The 16,581-nt window shown below is 57.5% G+C and carries 14 protein-coding genes; 8 read left to right on the top strand and 6 right to left on the bottom strand.

Annotated features, from left to right (window positions below):
• Window positions 1–34: 34 nt before the first annotated feature.
• Entirely contained in the window at window positions 35–748 is a 714-nt protein-coding gene (locus tag K787_RS0110140) for a glutamine amidotransferase-related protein (protein ID WP_022962692.1), read from the top strand.
• A 9-nt stretch (window positions 749–757) separates the two neighbouring features.
• Window positions 758–1,171: an alternative ribosome rescue aminoacyl-tRNA hydrolase ArfB gene (gene arfB / locus K787_RS0110135; protein WP_022962691.1), complete on the top strand. Its 414-nt coding sequence runs from the start codon at window positions 758–760 to the stop codon at window positions 1,169–1,171.
• Window positions 1,172–1,313: 142 nt separating this feature from the next.
• Here arfB and K787_RS0110130 read toward each other — a convergent pair whose 3' ends face one another.
• From K787_RS0110130 to K787_RS0110120, 3 genes are all read right to left on the bottom strand, one after another.
• A complete protein-coding gene (locus tag K787_RS0110130) occupies window positions 1,314–2,171 on the bottom strand; it encodes a PA4780 family RIO1-like protein kinase (RefSeq protein ID WP_022962690.1) in 858 nt (285 codons plus the stop codon).
• An 88-nt stretch (window positions 2,172–2,259) separates the two neighbouring features.
• Window positions 2,260–4,017, bottom strand: a complete 1,758-nt coding sequence (locus tag K787_RS0110125) for an alkaline phosphatase D family protein (RefSeq protein ID WP_022962689.1) — start codon at window positions 4,015–4,017, stop codon at window positions 2,260–2,262.
• A gap of 72 nt (window positions 4,018–4,089) precedes the next feature.
• On the bottom strand, window positions 4,090–5,127 hold the full coding sequence (locus K787_RS0110120; protein WP_022962688.1) for a M14 family zinc carboxypeptidase: 1,038 nt from the start codon (window positions 5,125–5,127) through the stop codon (window positions 4,090–4,092).
• A 201-nt stretch (window positions 5,128–5,328) separates the two neighbouring features.
• Here K787_RS0110120 and K787_RS0110115 point away from each other — a divergent pair, with 201 nt between their 5' ends.
• From K787_RS0110115 to K787_RS0110105, 3 genes are read left to right on the top strand one after another with little or no spacing between them, the layout of a single operon-like run.
• Entirely contained in the window at window positions 5,329–7,005 is a 1,677-nt protein-coding gene (locus tag K787_RS0110115) for a carbon starvation CstA family protein (protein ID WP_022962687.1), read from the top strand.
• A 3-nt stretch (window positions 7,006–7,008) separates the two neighbouring features.
• Window positions 7,009–7,293: a cory-CC-star protein gene (locus K787_RS0110110; RefSeq protein ID WP_022962686.1), complete on the top strand. Its 285-nt coding sequence runs from the start codon at window positions 7,009–7,011 to the stop codon at window positions 7,291–7,293.
• Window positions 7,294–7,308: 15 nt separating this feature from the next.
• A complete protein-coding gene (locus tag K787_RS0110105) occupies window positions 7,309–8,316 on the top strand; it encodes an ArsA family ATPase (protein ID WP_022962685.1) in 1,008 nt (335 codons plus the stop codon).
• Here the strand turns inward: K787_RS0110105 and K787_RS0110100 are convergent.
• Complete coding sequence (locus K787_RS0110100; RefSeq protein ID WP_022962684.1) at window positions 8,313–8,951, bottom strand: TetR/AcrR family transcriptional regulator; 639 nt, start codon at window positions 8,949–8,951, stop codon at window positions 8,313–8,315. The two genes, K787_RS0110105 and K787_RS0110100, sit on opposite strands and share 4 nt — an antisense overlap.
• A 138-nt stretch (window positions 8,952–9,089) precedes the next feature.
• Here K787_RS0110100 and K787_RS0110095 point away from each other — a divergent pair, with 138 nt between their 5' ends.
• The 3 genes from K787_RS0110095 (at window position 9,090) to K787_RS24295 (ending at window position 14,462) form a co-directional block, all read left to right on the top strand.
• The gene (locus K787_RS0110095; protein ID WP_022962683.1) at window positions 9,090–10,148 is read left to right on the top strand and encodes an efflux RND transporter periplasmic adaptor subunit; all 1,059 of its coding nucleotides are present in this window, start codon (window positions 9,090–9,092) and stop codon (window positions 10,146–10,148) included.
• On the top strand, window positions 10,145–13,207 hold the full coding sequence (locus K787_RS0110090; protein WP_022962682.1) for an efflux RND transporter permease subunit: 3,063 nt from the start codon (window positions 10,145–10,147) through the stop codon (window positions 13,205–13,207). Before K787_RS0110095 ends, K787_RS0110090 begins: the two co-directional genes overlap by 4 nt.
• 70 nt (window positions 13,208–13,277) lie before the next feature.
• Window positions 13,278–14,462 (top strand): GGDEF domain-containing protein, encoded by a 1,185-nt coding sequence (locus K787_RS24295; protein WP_022962681.1) that lies wholly within the window; start codon window positions 13,278–13,280, stop codon window positions 14,460–14,462.
• Between the two features lie 50 nt (window positions 14,463–14,512).
• On the opposite strand, the gene K787_RS0110080 is transcribed toward K787_RS24295, so the two are convergent.
• Together K787_RS0110080 and K787_RS0110075 are read right to left on the bottom strand one after the other, a co-directional pair.
• Window positions 14,513–15,736: a substrate-binding protein gene (locus K787_RS0110080; protein ID WP_022962680.1), complete on the bottom strand. Its 1,224-nt coding sequence runs from the start codon at window positions 15,734–15,736 to the stop codon at window positions 14,513–14,515.
• Between the two features lie 123 nt (window positions 15,737–15,859).
• On the bottom strand, window positions 15,860–16,288 hold the full coding sequence (locus K787_RS0110075) for a hypothetical protein (protein ID WP_022962679.1): 429 nt from the start codon (window positions 16,286–16,288) through the stop codon (window positions 15,860–15,862).
• Window positions 16,289–16,581: the final 293 nt, after the last annotated feature.

The raw sequence follows: 16,581 nt of genomic DNA, 5'->3' as shown, positions 1-16,581 counted from the left end.
CTCTGGAATAACGGTATTGGTAAAAGGGCGGGTTATGAGAATCGGGCTGCTGCAATGTGATGATGTAATGGAAAGCCTGCAGGTGGCGCATGGCAATTACCCTGAAATGTTCAACGATCTGCTGCTCACACAACACCCCGACGCGCAGATTCGCGTGTATCGCTGTATGGACGGTGAGTTGCCGCAAACCCTGGACGAATGTGATGCGTACATTACCAGCGGTAGCAAGTTTGGCGTCAATGATGGCTTGCCATGGATTGATGCTTTGCAGGACTGTATGGCGCGTATGTGGGAGCAGGGCACGCCTCTGGTGGGTATCTGTTTCGGCCACCAGCTGATGGCCAAGGCGCTGGGCGGCGAGGTCATCCAATCGCCCAAGGGCTGGGGCGTGGGCATGTCGTTCAATCAGGTGCTGGTACGCAAAAGCTGGATGAATCCTTGGCAAGACAAGCTCGATCTGATTGTCAGCCATCAGGACCAGGTCAGCCTACTGCCACCCCAGGCCGAGATCCTGGCAGGGAGCGAGTTCTGTCCGTACTACCTGGTGCAATACGGCCAGCATTTTATGAGCGTGCAAGGGCATCCGGAGTTCTGCAAGGGCTACTCGGCTGATCTGATGGCCGCTCGGCGTGGGGTGATTGCCCATGCCCGCCTGCGCGAGGGGCAGGCGTCATTATCTGCGCAAGTGGATGCGCCAGTGATGAGTAGCTGGATTATCAACTTTATGCAGGCAGCGCTAGCGGGTTAAACTGCGGGCATGATCAAGCTATCGAACAATGTCGAGCTGGGCGATTGGGAGGTGGAGATATCCGCCATCCGCTCACAGGGTGCGGGCGGGCAGAACGTCAACAAGGTCTCCAGCGCGATCCATCTCAGGTTCGACATCAACAGCTCCAGCCTGCCGCCGTTCTACAAGGAACGGCTGTTGGCGCTGTCTGATCAGCGCATCAGCAAGGATGGCGTGATCATCATCAAGGCGCAGTCCTATCGAAATCAGGAACAGAACCGTGAAGATGCCATCAAGCGTCTTCAAGAACTGATCAACGATGCCGTGGTAGTACAAAAACGCCGCCGCCCGACCAAACCCACCAAAGGCTCGCAAACCCGACGCATGGACAGCAAGACCAAGCGCGGCCAGTCGAAATCCTTGCGGGGCAGGGTGGATATCTGATCCAACGCTAGTGCCTGTGTGGCCGTTCCAATGGATTCCCGCTTTCGCGGGAATGACTGGATAGGGTGGGAGTGACTAGATAGGGTGAGAATGACGGAATAGGGCGAGAATGACTGGGGTGGGACTGATCGGGGTTATACGATCAGTCCTCTTCCTCAGCCTCGCGCAGCCGTTCCTGACGTGCCCGTTCTTCGGCCATTACAGCCTTGATCTCTTCAACCACCGAATCCACATCGGCCGCTTCATCACTCTCTTCAAAGTAACCGGTCAGCTCGGTATCTGGCGTTAGCTCGCCGTCTTCATACAGTGCCCACATTTCTTTCGCATAACGGGTTTGCAGCAGCTCCGGAGCATATTGGCCGTAATATTCGGTTATGTTATTGACGTCACGGTCCAGCATCGAGCGTGCATTGTTGTTGGCCGCAGCGTCCACAGCCTGGGGCAGGTCGATGATCACAGGGCCGTAGGCGTCGACCAGTACGTTGAACTCGGACAGATCACCATGCACCAGTCCAGCGCAAAGCATCAGCTTGACGTAATGCATGACCGTGGCATGGTCTTCAATCGCCTGCTCGGCATCCATGGACACATCGTTCAGGCGCGGTGCGACTCCGCCTTCTTCGTCGGTCACCAGCTCCATCAGCAGCACGCCTTCGAAGCACCCGTAGGGTTTGGGAACGCGCACGCCGGCGGCATCCAGGCGGTATAGCGCATCGACTTCGGCATTCTGCCAGGCTTCTTCCTGCTGATTGCGGCCAAACTTCGAGCCTTTTTCCATGGCTCTGGAGCGCCGGGTGTTTCTGACTTTGCGACCCTCCTGATAAAGCACGGCTTGTTTGAAGCTGCGTTTAGCTGCTTCTTTATAGACTTTGGCGCAGCGGATCTCCGAACCGCAGCTCACTAAATAGACAGCCGCTTCCTTTCCGCTCATGAGCGGACGGATCACGTAATCGATCAGGCCATCTTCGACCAGGGGTTCTAAACGTTTTGGGATTTTCATAGCGCCCTTATACCGCAAAATGAGGCGTTATGGGTAATGGGAAATGGGTCTGTGGCGGTGTTCGGCCAGACAGACCCGGTATCAGACTTCAGCTGGGTGTCTGCAGGCTTCGGTTCGCGGCGCCAGGCAAGCATATGCGTTGCTGGCTGCGCAGGTTGTCGACCTGGTAGCGGGTGGATTTGATGGTATCGACGAACTGCCACTGGGCGCGGGCTTGTTCGGCGGTGAAGGTCACCAGCATATAGCCGCGCTGTGCGGCATTCAGGTAATCCAGTGGCTCTACCAGAAGGGTGATGACCTGCTCGATCTGCGGTATCAGCTCGGCTGGTACGCCGAGATACTCCTCCAACCCGGGAGACGACACCGAGGCCGTAGCGAATTCAACGCCTACCTGCTGACCGGTGACAGTGGCCAGGTCGCTGGCCCAGGCGTTGTGGGTATCACCGGCCAGCACGACCAGGTTCTTGTCCAGCGAGCGGGCCATTTCCAGCACCAGCTCGCGTTCGTGGGCATAGCCGTCCCAGGCATCGAGATTGTAGGGCACCACCGTAGTGATACGTGCGCGCTCCTGGTCGGTGAGCGTTGGGTCATTGGCTTGCATGCGCAGTTTCAGTTCGACCAGTTCGCTGAAGGCGCCGATCAGGTCGCTGCTGGCCGGGTCCAGTAGCGCGCCCAGCAGTTCAGCGGGTAGCAGCATGCGCCCCATCAGGACCTGCTGACCAAGTACCTGCCAAGTGGCGTTGGAGTTGGCCATGCGGGCTTCAAGCCAGTTCAGCTGCTCCTGACCAAGCAGGGTCCGGCTGTTGTGGTTGACGTCCGCATTGAAGCCGGCGAAGTCAAAGCCGCCGGGACCAAGGTAGTTGCTGTAGTTGAGCTGCTCGTTGCGGCCAATGATGCGGGTGTCGAGCATGTGCAGGCTGACCAGATCGCCAAAGTCAAAGCTGCGGTAGATGGTTTCCACGTCATCCGGGTTGGCGGGGCGGATAGGCATCCATTCAAAGTAGGCCTGCAATGCGGCCAGTTTGCGCTCGGTGAAATCGCCTTCGCCTTCATTATGATTCTCGGCGCCGTCGGTCCAGGTGTCGTTAGCGATTTCGTGATCATCCCACACGGCAATAAAGGGCGCGGCGGCATGCAGGGCCTGCAGGTCGCTATCGCCCCGGTACAGGGCGTAGCGCTTGCGGTAGTCCTCCAGGACAAAGAGCTCACTATTGTTGTCTGCGTTCAGGGTTCTGCCCAGGGCGACGGCGTCTTCGCTGGCGTATCCACCCTCGCCGTATTCGTAGATGTAATCACCCAGATGCACGACTGCGTCCAGGTCGGCCTGGCGTGCGGCTTCGGCGTACACGTGGAAATACCCGGCAGGGTAGTTGGAGCAGGAGAGCACGGCAAAGCGTACCTGATCGATACTGCCGACCGGCAAGGTCTTCATCTGGCCTGTGGGGGATTGGGTTGCGCCCGCACTGAAACGATAGAAGTAGGTCTGGCCTGGCGTCAGGTTGAGCACGTCGACCTTGATGGTGTAATCACGGCTGGCGTCGGTCTGGGTGTTGCCGTCGTGAAGCAGGCGAGTGAACTTGGCATCTTCTGCGACCTCCCAACTGACCTCCACAGCATCCTGCTGGCCTTCTGCAGGGCTGACCCGGGTCCAGATCAGAATGCGGTCCTGCAGCGGATCGCCACTGGCTACGCCGTGGTTGAAGGCAACTACTACGGGGGCAGCTGGGTCGTCATCGCGGCTGCTACTGCTGCTGCTCAGGCAACCTTGCAGGCCAGTGGAGATGACCACGGTACCCATGGTCAGTGCGGATACCCGCAAAAAATCGCGCCTTGTCATTCCCTTCATTGCCTTGCTCCGATTGAGGTTGGAAAAAGAACAATTAGTTTGCCAATCGCGTGTGACAACTCTGAGCAAGGCTTACAAAAACCATTCGTTAATCGCCTCCTGGGTCAGCAGATCACGCTGGCTGGGACGGGGCATCCAGTTGCGCCATGACTGGGCGGCATTCAGCAGGAAGTCGAACAACGGCAGATGCTGGCGCAGCACTCGGCGTTTACGGTGGTCTATCACCGGGTTGAAGTAACCGAAGTAGTCGAGCATTTGCCGCGGGTTCTTGCGCACCCAGAGCCAGGAGCCCATCTCCAGGGTGAAGGGCAGGAAGGTGTTGTCTGGGAAGAGCTCGGCAGATTCGTCGTACAAATAATCCCAAAGGTCACCATGGGTGGTGTAATGGATCGACTGGGGCTCAATGATGTAGGGATGATGGTGCGGGTAAGTGTTTTGGTACAGCCGCTTCAGCGCGAGCACTTCAGCGATGTTATGCATCGGCTTGTGGGTACGGGCATAGCTGCACCACAGGCGATCCTGTCGGCCAAAACCGCTGTGACAATCCACGCTGATGGCAAATGGGGCATTGAGTAATCGTTGGCGTACGGTCTCCACCAGCGCAGCGGCTTCGGCTTCCATCGGATCACCCCGACGGCCGCGGTACCAGGGCAGGCGTGGGCTGATGCGATGACCGCTGACCAGCCAGGGGGCCGGGCCCATGGCGTCCACTGGGGCATTGCGCATCAGATCCACCCCGTTGAGATTGCTGCGCCGGTGCTTCCAGATGCCTCCAGGATTGATCATTGGCATAAATACCAGGCGCACGCGTTCGAGCTGATGACGTAGCTGATCATCCCAGTCCAGGCGATGGATCAGGCTGTGCATCCAGGACAGCAGTACCTGTGTACCGATGCGCTCGACGCCATGCACACCGCCAAAGAAGCCGATAACCGGCACCAGGGGTGAGCGACTGCCAAGCTCTATAGCTCGGACCGGGATGGCAATATTGTCTACCATTACGGTATGCACGGTCTGACAGCGCAAGTGTCGCGCTCCCTGGCGCAGCAAGCGGTCTAGCTCAAGATGTTCAGGCAGGTGTCGTTGAATCAGTTGCAGAGTTTCTGGCATACCGAGGCTTCACGAATGATCTGTGACAGAACGGTGACACGCAGGTATTGCAGTTGGATGACAATGCGGCTTGAGGTGCTGGGCAAGTAGCTCGTTAAATCAACGCTGGTTGCACAATAAGACCTTGGTCTATATTGATCCCAGGCGGCGTGGGCTAGATGCTGACCTATTACATAAAAATAGAATAATCAGGAGCCTTGCATGAGTGCCGTAATCTTGCTCTTCGTAGGTCTTGGCATGATGGCGTTGGGGTACTTTGTTTACTCTAAGTTTATTGCCGAAAAGATCTTCAAGCTTGACCCGGACTTCCGTACACCTGCACACGAGTTTGAAGATGGGGTGGACTTCGTCCCCACCAATAAATTTGTGCTCTGGGGTCACCATTTCACCTCCGTAGCCGGTGCCGCGCCCATCGTCGGGCCAGCCATTGCGGTGATCTGGGGTTGGGCTCCGGCTTTTGCCTGGGTAGTGCTGGGTACCATGTTCTTTGCCGGCATCCATGACGCTGGCGCTATCTGGGCCAGCGTGCGCAACAAGGCCAAGTCGGTTGGTTCGCTGACCGGTGATGTAGTGGGCAAGCGTGCGCGCAGCATCTTTATGATCGTTATCTTCCTGGTGCTGTTGATGGTTAACGCCGTGTTCGCGGTGGTGATCGCGCGGCTGATGATGACCTTCCCGAGCGCCGTTGTACCGGTTTGGGGTGCGATTTTCGTTGCGCTGATTATCGGCCAGTTGATCTATCGCCGCATTCTGACTCTGCCGGTGGTCTCGATTCTGGGTGTAGTTGCGCTGTACGCGTTGATCTTTATTGGACCTTCTGTGCCGATTCAGATGCCAGCGGAAGTAGCCCCTGGCGTTTCCGGTAATGCTGCCTGGATTGTTCTGCTGTTCCTCTATGCCGCTATCGCATCGGTGCTGCCAGTATGGATGCTGCTGCAACCGCGTGACTACATCAACGGCTTGCAACTGTTCATTGGTCTGTTGATTCTTTACGGCGCCATCGTGGTACTGAATCCGGTCATGATCGCACCGATGTTCAACGTCGATGTGCCAGCGGGCACGCCGTCGCTGATACCCTTGCTGTTCGTCACTATCGCCTGCGGCGCGATTTCCGGCTTCCATGGGTTGGTCGCGTCGGGCACGACGTCCAAGCAATTGAATCGTGAAACCGACATACGCTTCGTCGGTTTCTTCGGGGCGATCGGTGAGGGCGGTTTGGCGCTAGCAGCGATTCTGGCGGCCACGGCGGGCTTTGCCAGCCTGGCTGACTGGCAGGCCATGTACAGCGCCTTTGGCCAGGGTGGCGTGACTGCGTTCGTAGAGGGCGGCGCCTATATCATTCACAACGGTCTGGGCCTGCCGCAGGTAACTGCTGCCACTCTGTTGACGGTAATGGCTGCGTTGTTCGCGGGTACCACCATGGATACCGGCCTGCGTCTGCAGCGTTACATCTTCCAGGAGTGGGGCGAGATCTATAACCAGCCGTGGATGAAAAAGCCATTGCCGGCGACCTTGCTTGCGGTGGGCAGTTGCCTGCTACTGGCCTTTGGTGCTGGTGGCGCCGATGGTTCAGGCGGCATGATCATCTGGCCGTTGTTTGGTACTACCAACCAGTTGCTGGCCGGTCTGACCCTACTGGTTATCACTGTGATGCTGGTGCACCTGCGCCGGCCGATGTGGTACACCTTGGCGCCACTGTGCTTCCTGCTGGTGATGACGGTAACGGCGCTAATCTTCCAACTGCGCACCTTCTACGAGCAGCAGAACTGGTTCCTGCTGGGGTTGGATATCGTGGTGTTGGTAGCAGCCATTCTGGTCGCGATGGAATGTGCCGCCGCGCTCAAGCGGCACCGTGCTCAGGTCGCCGCGGAGGACTGAGTCATGACGCAGGGTAAACCCCCGTCAGGAAAAGGGGCTTGGCTCAGCCAGGCCCGCTTTTTTCTTGAAGAGGCGTACAGCGCTCGCTATCGCGGTGCCATTGCCCGTGCGCGGCGGGATGAGGACGACCTCTTCATGCTGCTGGTCTTTGCTGAAATGATGGGCTTGCCGAACCCGGCGGCTTATTACACCCTCGAGCTCCAGCCATTGCTGCTGGAGCGCTTTCATCAATGGCACCTGCGCATGGGTATGGAGCGCTCGCCGCTCGACCATTGCCGCTGCTGCTGAAACTCAAGGCCAATCATGTTTGATCTATTACAACGTCGCCTGATCTGGGTAGGCGGAAAGGGTGGCGTGGGCAAAACCACAGTATCTGCTGCGCTGGCGGTGTTGGCTGCCAGCCGCGGGCAGCGCTGCCTGGTGGTGTCGACTGATCCGGCGCATAGCCTGGGTGATGTGTTCGCTCGCGAACTGGACGACACTCCCAGGCGCTTGCTGCCGAACCTGGATGCCATGGAGATTGATCCGGATATTGAGGTGGAGGCACATCTGAAGCGGGTAACCGAGCAGATGCGCCGGTTCGCGGCTCCAGAAATGATGAAGGAGCTGCAACGGCAGATGCAGCTCACCCGCCAGTCTCCGGGTACTCAGGAGGCGGCGTTACTCGAACGTATTGCGCGGCTAATTAATGATCCGGACAGCCCCTACGATCAGATTATTTTCGATACCGCGCCCACTGGGCATACGCTGCGACTGCTGACGCTACCTGAAGCCATGGCAGCCTGGACCGATGGTTTGCTGACGCATAATCGCAAATCCGAGGAGCTGGCCAAGGTGCTCAAACACCTGACACCGAAAAGCGGCCGCGATGTCGCCACGCCCTTCGATGATCCGGCCGAGAATGCGCTGAGTGATCTGGACGAGCGGACCAAGGACATTGCGCAAACCCTGCTCAAGCGTCGGCGGCTGTTTATGCAGGCGCGTCGGCATCTGGAAGACCCCAAGATCAGCGGGTTTCTGTTTGTATTGACGCCGGAGCGGCTGCCGATTCTGGAAACCGTGCGGGCGGTGGCTACACTCAAGTCGGTAGGCATTCCGGTGGTCGCCACTTTGGTCAATCGCGTTATACCTGAGGAGGCTGATGGCGAGTTCCTGCGCCGGCGCCGAGAGCAGGAGGCCAGTTGGCTGGAACGTATTGACCGGGAACTAGGCGATCTTCCACGCCCGCGACTACCCTGGCTGGAAACCGATGTGCAGGGCATGGAGACGCTTGAGCTGATAGCTGAAAAGTTGGCAGAAGCCGGTTTTTAACCTGTCCAGTTAAGCCCGCGAAGCAGCAGATCAACTGCGGACTCCACACGGTAGCGCTTTTCTGCTTCATCCGGCCTTGCCCGGCCGTTCATCCACAGGCCCGTCACCAGGCCGCCTTTCCACATCCCGATCAGCTGCTCGGCGGTGAGCAGGGCGTCCTGCAGTTCAATGTGGCCGCGCTCATGCTCCATATTCAGGCAGGCTGCAGCGCGTATAACAAAGGCCTGAGGGCCGTCGCGATAGATCAATTCGCCATGCTCGGCCTGCCGTGCGCCATGGGCAATAACGGTGCGCATGATGCGTACGCCCTGTTCACTGGTCAGAAAGTCCAGCAGTTGCGTGCCGAGAATGATCAGTTGTTCGCGCAAGCCGCCGGCACATTCTTCTATATCAGGCAGATTGCCCAGCATCTTCAGATGCAGCCGCGACAGTACGGCTGCCAGCAAAGCGTCGGCGTTGTTGAAATGCCTATAGATCGTACCTTTGGACACGTCAGCACGCCGCGCCACCCCTTCGATGGTGAAGTGCATGTCGCCTTCGGCAAAGCTATCGAGCACTGCATCCAGAATACGATCAAGCTTGTCTGGATCTACTGGTCTGCCGGGGCCGGCAGTGGCCAGCGGTCTGTCGCCCATTGTGATTACCTTGTTGATCTACCTGTATTCACCGCACGCATATCCGACCTGAAAAGTATTTACTGAACGCACCCGTTCTGTAAATATGCGAGCACAGTATTTTCTAAAACAACATTCCAAATTAAAGGTTAACAGGCCATGCGGGTTTTATCCCTTGCGACCTTGGCAGTATTTTTCCTGTACGGCTGCGGCGCTGAGCAGAATAACGCACAACGTGAGCCGAATTCGTCGGTCAAGGTCAGAACGGCGGTAATTGAGTCGGCAGATCATCAGACCTGGACGCTCAGTGGTACGGTGCAATCACGCAACGAAGCCGAGCTGGGATTCCGCTTGGCGGGTCAGATCAACGAGCGTTTGGTGCAGGCCGGCCAGCACGTTGAGGCCGGTGATGTGCTGTTGAAGCTCGATCCCGCTGATATTCGACAGCAGCTTTCTGCTGCGCAGGCTGCGCTGCAGTCGGCTCGCGCTCAAGCAGACAACGCTGAAGCCAATCGCCGGCGTCTGGATACTCTGCGCCAGCAGGACCTTGTCCCGCAACAGGCCTACGAAGATGCACGCGCGACCGCCAGCGCGGCCAGCGAAAGCGTCAAGGCAACTCAGGCACAACTTGCTCAGGCGCGCAGCGCCAGTGGCTACGTAGAGCTTAAAGCGCCGGCCAGCGGCATATTGCTGGAGGTCAGCGGTGAGATCGGTCAGGTGGTGTCCGCAGGTATGCCGGTAGCCCGGCTGGCCTATGATGGGCCCCGTGATGTGGAAGTCTATGTGCCAGAGCGGCGCCGCAGTGAATTGCCAAAGACCGCACGCGTACAACTGTACTCCCACGATCAGCAGGCCAATGCTAGCTTGCGTGAAATCTCAGGCTCAGCCGATCCGCTGACCCGCAGTTGGCGCGCCCGCTTTGCCATCGAGGGCGACCCACAAGCCTGGTCGCTGGGCAGCAGCGTCACCCTGGAGTTGGTTCAGGCGTTGAATGGCAAGGCGCTACAGCAGGTCCCTGTTGGCGCCTTGATTGATAGGGGCCAGGGGATGGGTGTGTGGGTGGTGGCGGAGGGGCATGTGCAGTTCCAGCCCGTTACGCTGCGGCGCATGGATACCGAGCAGGCCTATATCCACAGCGATCTCCCCAGCGAGACCCGTATTATTGCTCTCGGTGCACACTTGCTGGAGCCAGGGCAGGCGGTTGAGGTTATGCCATGAGCCTGGATCCGCTGCGCTTTAATCTCTCGGCGCATGCGGTGCGGGAGAAGTCGGTCACGCTGTTCTTTTTACTGCTGGTGGCGTTGGCGGGATTGTATGCTTTCTTTGCCCTGGGCCGAGCTGAGGATCCGCAATTCTCGGTGCGGGCCATGGTCGTGTCGGTCAGTTGGCCGGGTGCCAGCGCCGAGCAGATGCAGCAACAGGTCGCTGATCCGCTAGAGAAACGTATCATGGAGGTGGCCTATTTTGACAAGATAGAGTCCACCTCGCGGCCGGGCCTGCTAACCATGCAGGTATCCTTCGAAGATTTTACTCCCTCTAAGGAGTTGCCCAGCCTGTTCTATGAAGTGCGCAAGCGCATGCAGGACGAGGCGCCGCAGTTGCCCCCAGGCGTACAGGGCCCGTTCGTCAATGATGACTTTTCCGATGTGTACTTCTCGCTGTATTCCCTGACCGCTCCGGGTATGCCGCAACGCCAACTGGTGCGTGAAGCAGAGACGCTACGTGATCGTTTCAACCGGGTTGAAGGTGTACAGAAGGTCAGAATTATCGGAGAGCAACCTGCCCGTGTATTTGTGGATTTGGACGCCTACCGACTGGCCCAGCTGGGGCTGACCCTGGAACAGATTGCCGACGCGCTTGAAGCCTACAATCGGCTGTTACCTGCAGGTTTGATCGAGACCCAGGGTAGCCGTCTGTACTGGCGGATCGATGCTGACCTGGCCGATCTGGAAGCGATACGTGATGTTCCCTTGCGCGTCGACGGCCGCTTGATTCGTCTTGGTGATGTGGCCGAAGTGGTGCGCGGTTATGAGGACCCACCGAGCTATATGGTCAGAGCTTTCGGTGACGATGCGCTGCTGCTGGGTGTGGTTTTGCGGAAAGGTGAAAACGGTCTGGACGTAGGCGAGCTTCTGTCCAATACCTATCACGAGCTGGCCGACTCGCTGCCGCTGGGCATGGAACTGCGTCAGGTCACCAACCAGCGCGAAGCCATTACTCGGGCGGTTGAGCTGTTCCAGATCAAGTTCCTGATCGCAGTGCTGGTGGTTATGCTGGTGAGCTTTGTCAGCCTGGGGCTTCGCCCTGGGCTGATTGTCGGCATCGCGGTGCCGCTGACGCTGGGCATCACCTTCCTGTTGATGCTGATGCGCGGCATGAACCTGGACCGGATTACCTTGGGCGCACTGATCATTGCATTGGGCCTGCTGGTGGACGATGCGATCATTGCCATCGAAATGATGCTGGTGAAGATGGAGGAGGGCTGGGACAAGGTGCGTGCTGCGGCGCACGCCTGGACGGTGACGGCCGCGCCGATGCTGTCCGGCACGCTGGTGACGGTAATCGGCTTTGTGCCTATCGGGTTTGCCAAGTCAGGGGTCGGAGAATACACAGGTAACATTTTTTGGGTGCTGGCCTTTGCATTACTGGCCTCTTGGTTCGTCGCTGTGGTGTTTACGCCCTGGCTGGGTGTGGCGCTATTGAAAGAGGTCAAGACGCCACACACTGATCATGCGCAGACCTACAATACACGCGGTTACCAGCGCTTCCGGCGACTGATCGAGGGCTGCGTGCGCTATCGGAAAAGCGTGGTGCTGGCGACTGTGGGGCTGTTCGTGTTGGCGGTGCTGGCGATGGGTGGGTTGGTGCAGAAGCAGTTCTTTCCGTCATCGGATCGGCCTGAAGTGCTGGTCGAGGTGTTTATGCCCGAAGGCACTAGCATTGCGGCGACTGATGCGGTCGCCCGGCGTCTGGAAGCCGTACTCAAGGGGCAGGAAGAGGTCGTGTCGCTGTCTACCTATGTTGGCGCCGGCGCACCGCGGTTTTTCCTGTCGCTCAATCCCGAACAGCCTAATCCGGCGTTCGCCAAGCTGGTAGCGATTGCCCGCGATGATGCCGGGCGTGACCAACTGATTCGCGCCTTGCGCGAACGGGTCGCTGCTGGGGAGTTCCCCGAAGCACGGGTGCGGGTTCACCAACTGGTGTTTGGACCCCCAGTCGTTTGGCCGGTCAGCTTTCGCGTCATGGGCCCTGACACCAACGTGCTCAGGGAACTGTCAGGCCAAGTACGGCAGATCATGGCTGCGCATCCTGCGGTCTTCAACGCCAATCTGGACTGGGCGGAGCGGGTGCCGGTTGCACGCTTGAAGCTGGATAATGAGCGCCTGCGCTCGATTGGCCTGACGCCGCGCGAGCTGTCACGGCAGTTGCAGTTTCAATGGGGCGGCATGCCCGCGACGGTATTGCGCGAGGACGTACGTAGCGTGCAACTGGTGATGCGTGGTCTGCCTGAGGGCATCAAGGACTTTGCCGACCTGCCACTGCGCACCGCTGATGGGCGCAATATTACCTTGCAACAGGCTGGCCTGATTGAGATGGTCAGCGAGGATCCCGTGCTCAAACGCTATAACCGCGAGCCCTTTATTACTGTCCAGGGCGACGTGCGTGGTGCGCAACCGCCGGATGTGACCTGGGCATTGTGGGAGCAATTGGCCGAGTTGCGTGAGCAGTTACCGGCCGACTACCACCTGGAAATCGGTGGTTCGGTAGAGCAGTCGGCCAAGGGGCAGGCCTCAATCAGCAAGGTACAGCCGATCATGATTGCCCTGATGATGATCGTTATCATGCTGCAGATGCGGAGCTTTTCCGGCACTTTTATGGTGTTGGCGACGGCGCCTCTGGGTGTTATCGGCGCGACTCTGGCACTGATCGTGGGCAATCAGCCTTTTGGTTTCGTCGCGCTGCTGGGGTTGACCGGGCTGGCGGGAATTTTGATGCGCAATACGCTAATTCTGACCAAACAGATTGATGACAACTTGGCTGGAGGGATGGGTCAGTTCAACGCGTTGATCGAGGCGACCGTGCAGCGTACCCGGCCGGTGCTGCTCACCGCACTGGCTGCAGCGTTAGCCTTTGTGCCCTTGGCACAAGACGCATTCTGGGGGCCGATGGCATATGTGTTGATTGGCGGAACCCTGGTGGGCACGCTGATCACCTTGCTGTTTCTGCCCGCACTCTATGCCCTTTGGTTCAGAGTCAGAATCGAGGGAAAGGCTTAGGCTTGCTAGCCAGAAAATCGGCTTTACTCTATCCTCAGTGCATGGATAAGCAGGAGTTGAGTAGATAGGAATGCTGGACGTAACTACCCTGATGCTGGTGCTGGCCTTTACGACGGCCCTGTCGGTGTCAGGGTTGTTTGTTGCGGCGGCGCTTAATCGCCAGATAAGGGCGATACGCTACTGGACACTTGGTTTGGCCGTGTTTGTTGTCGGCCTGATCCTCCAGGTGGCCAGCCCGCCGTTGCCGTTATGGGTCAGCGCCGCCGTTATTTCCCAAGCCTATTTCATACTCTGGTGGGGCACCCGGGTTTATCGGGACGGGAACGAGTACTGGGGCTTTGCCAAAGTGATGCTGGCAATTCTATTAGTACAAGGGTTGCTGTTCTTCATTTTGCGTGATTCTTTTCGCTTCAGCACGCAGCTTCACAGCGTTATTGTCGTTGTGATCTGCGTCCTATCTGTGCGCGAAATGCGGCTATTGTCTGGCTTTCAGCGCTCATTGTTCTGGCTCTGGACGCTATTGTGGTCAGTACATGGGCTGGTTTATCTCCGACGTTTTTTCATCTACCTGCTGGACCGCTCGCTTATCGGCGCAGAAAGTTTTCAGGCTGCGGCGGAGATCGAGTCACTGAACTATATGGAGGGGATTGCCTTTGTTTACGGCTTCACTCTGCTGTGTATCGTCCTGACCACTCGCAGCCTTCAGGATGTTCTCCGGCGTCAGGCGGCGGTCGACCCCTTGACGGGTCTGTTTAACCGTCGGGCGTTCGAAGAGGCAGCAGTCAGAATGCTAATGGCCGGGCAGCGCAATGGTCGGCCGGTAACCTTGTTGCTGATGGATCTGGACCATTTCAAGTTGATCAACGATGATCACGGTCACAAGGTCGGTGATGGCGTGTTGGTAAAATTCGCGCAGCATCTCATCGACCATACGCGGGTAGCTGACCTCGTTTGCCGCTTCGGTGGCGAGGAGTTTGTTGTGCTGCTCCCAGATACCCCGCAGGATCAAGCACTACACCTAGCAGAGCGTATCCGTAAGGGATGGCAGCAGGTCGCTATCGCGAACAAGGGGAAGCAGTTTGAGGTGACCGTATCCATTGGCGTGGCGGAGGCGACGCTGGATGAACGAGAGAATCTCTATGATCTGGCCGACCGCGCCGATCAGGCCTTGTATGCGGCCAAACAGCAGGGCCGCAACTGCACATTCAGTTGGGAGCGGGGCTTGCGTTTGGCGGCTATCGATAGCTTGGTCTGATTTTAGCGCGGGCCAACTGCTTAGCTGCGAACTATGTAATAGCGAACCAGTTAACGTAGCTGCTCCGGCTCATTATGAGCGCGCCGTTCAGCCCCCCATTGTTCTCTGGTGATGGCTGCGTCTTCCCCCGGCATCGCAGCCAGTAGCTCAAAGTAGTCCTGACGCAATGGATTTTTCATGACCTGAGCACGCGGGTTGATTTTGACTGCATAAACCGTCTGTACATTCTGGTGATCAAAGGCGCGCCATGTTTGAGGGTCTTTCAAGAGCTGGTATTGGTGATCCTCCAGAGCGGTGATCAGGCGCTCACTATCCAGACTGCGGGTGCGTTCGACTGCGTCAGCCCATTGGTAAACGATGCTGTAAGCAGAGGCGGCCGAGGTCGAAGGGTAGGTTTGATAGAGCTCGACAAAACGTTCTACAAAGGCTTGCCCGCGAGGGTGGTCGTATACGTAAGGAACGTTCCAGGTCCAGGGTGATGCACCCAATACGCCTTCCATCAGCGCAGGCCCAGCCTGTTCAACCATACTCAACGTCAGATTAGGCACCACCACCTGGGTGCTCTGCGTGAGGCCCATCTGGTGTGCCATGCGCATACCCTTAACCATTTGATCACCGAACAGTACCAGAACCAAAACATCAGGCTTGCTGTCAAGGGCCGCTTGCATCGCCGCCCGCAGGTCTTTCTGCATCGAACCGGGGAAGGGGATCAGTGCACGGCCATGGTCCTGGACGTTATCAGTCGCGGTAAAATGGCGCATGGACTGTTCGGTAGTGTGCCCCCAGGTGTAATCAGCGGTGACGTAGAAATAGTTCTTGTCGGGCATGTGTTCATTCAAGTGCTGCGCGAGCACTTTGGAGGCCATCCAGGCGTTATAGCTTTCGCGAAACATATAACGATGCGCATCCTTTCCGGTCGTATCATTGGAATAGGTTAGCGTCCCGAAATAAATCAGCCCATAGTCACGAGCACGTTTACCTGCAGCAATAGCTACTGCGCTAGACGCACCGCCAAACAACATGCGGGCGCCTTCGGCGGCTAATTCATCGACATTGGTAACGGCTTTTGCAGGCTTGGACGCGGTATCACGTTCCAGAAGTGCCAGCGGGCGCTGTAGCACACCCCCAGCCAGATTAATCTCGTCAATAGCCATCATGGCACCGCGCGTCTGCATCAAACCTTCCTGCTGGTACTCACCTGAACGCGGTGCGTTAAGGCCCAGCAGCAGGGGTTCTGCGGCAGCCAATCCTTGGGGTAGCAGGCTGCTTAACAATAGGGTCGCTAGAGCGACTGTTCCTTTAGTATTCACTTGACCATTCCTGTTTTATTGTTATTGGGCAAGGTATAACTCAGAGACGCTGCCCGTTGGCATTAGCTATTGGTCGATAATGGATCATCAGAGGGTAGTTGGTCTAGGGAGGAGCTGGGCTATTTCAGCCGAGTTCTGCGGCTGGACCATCCGACCAATCAGTTTACCGTCGCTATCAATCAACGCCAGATCTCCGTCCTGGGTTTGGTATTTGCGGGCAAACGCCTGGCCAGCGGGTTGGCCTTGGTGGGCAATCCTGAACGGGATGGCTTCCCTGTACTCGGGCTCCATCTCGCGCAACAGATCCAGCACCCCAGCACCATTCAGAAAATTTACATCCCGAGTCAACACCAGTACCGGTTTGTCACCACCAACAACTGACAGGTCGGTGGATATGCCTGAACGCGGTAGCTGGGTCCATATAACAGCCGCCATGGCCACGATCAGTACTATCAAGAAAAACGCTTTTAGCCAACCTGGGAGCGAAGCCTTGGATTGTTTTACATTGCTAGTCATACGCACTCACTCATTATTTACAGGCACACAGTGTCTCACGACCTCCGTCATCCGGGGTGCCGGGAAATGTCTTTGAACATAATCGCGAGGCAGAACATCCGTCAGCATATCGACTACATGAACGGAGCGTGGAGGCGAGTAATGGATTATGGCTTGAAATAACGTTTATGACGTTTACGGAATGCGGAGGGGGGCTCGCAACTTGAACGCGCGCCCCAATGCCGTGCAAGTATTTCAGATGTGCCCCGTTATGCAGCAAAAAAATACGTCGAAATGCCTATTCTAGAGGGCTT

It is taken from the genome of Halopseudomonas pelagia CL-AP6, from assembly GCF_000410875.1.
Taxonomy (GTDB): Bacteria; Pseudomonadota; Gammaproteobacteria; order Pseudomonadales; family Pseudomonadaceae; genus Halopseudomonas; species Halopseudomonas pelagia.
The sequence above is the reverse complement of the archived record's forward strand: the minus strand, read 5'-3'. Positions and strand labels throughout refer to the sequence as shown.

Excerpts from the sequence above, each read along its gene's own strand:
- K787_RS24295 (WP_022962681.1), top strand. The coding sequence starts at position 13,278 with ATGCTGGACGTAACTACCCTGATGCTGGTGCTGGCCTTTACGACGGCC.
- K787_RS0110120 (WP_022962688.1), bottom strand. The coding sequence starts at position 5,127 with ATGCCAGAAACTCTGCAACTGATTCAACGACACCTGCCTGAACATCTT.
- K787_RS0110110 (WP_022962686.1), top strand. The coding sequence starts at position 7,009 with ATGACGCAGGGTAAACCCCCGTCAGGAAAAGGGGCTTGGCTCAGCCAG.
- K787_RS0110090 (WP_022962682.1), top strand. The coding sequence starts at position 10,145 with ATGAGCCTGGATCCGCTGCGCTTTAATCTCTCGGCGCATGCGGTGCGG.
- K787_RS0110130 (WP_022962690.1), bottom strand. The coding sequence starts at position 2,171 with ATGAAAATCCCAAAACGTTTAGAACCCCTGGTCGAAGATGGCCTGATC.
- K787_RS0110125 (WP_022962689.1), bottom strand. The coding sequence starts at position 4,017 with ATGAAGGGAATGACAAGGCGCGATTTTTTGCGGGTATCCGCACTGACC.
- K787_RS0110075 (WP_022962679.1), bottom strand. The coding sequence starts at position 16,288 with ATGACTAGCAATGTAAAACAATCCAAGGCTTCGCTCCCAGGTTGGCTA.
- K787_RS0110105 (WP_022962685.1), top strand. The coding sequence starts at position 7,309 with ATGTTTGATCTATTACAACGTCGCCTGATCTGGGTAGGCGGAAAGGGT.
- K787_RS0110095 (WP_022962683.1), top strand. The coding sequence starts at position 9,090 with ATGCGGGTTTTATCCCTTGCGACCTTGGCAGTATTTTTCCTGTACGGC.
- K787_RS0110140 (WP_022962692.1), top strand. The coding sequence starts at position 35 with ATGAGAATCGGGCTGCTGCAATGTGATGATGTAATGGAAAGCCTGCAG.
- K787_RS0110100 (WP_022962684.1), bottom strand. The coding sequence starts at position 8,951 with ATGGGCGACAGACCGCTGGCCACTGCCGGCCCCGGCAGACCAGTAGAT.
- K787_RS0110115 (WP_022962687.1), top strand. The coding sequence starts at position 5,329 with ATGAGTGCCGTAATCTTGCTCTTCGTAGGTCTTGGCATGATGGCGTTG.
- arfB (WP_022962691.1), top strand. The coding sequence starts at position 758 with ATGATCAAGCTATCGAACAATGTCGAGCTGGGCGATTGGGAGGTGGAG.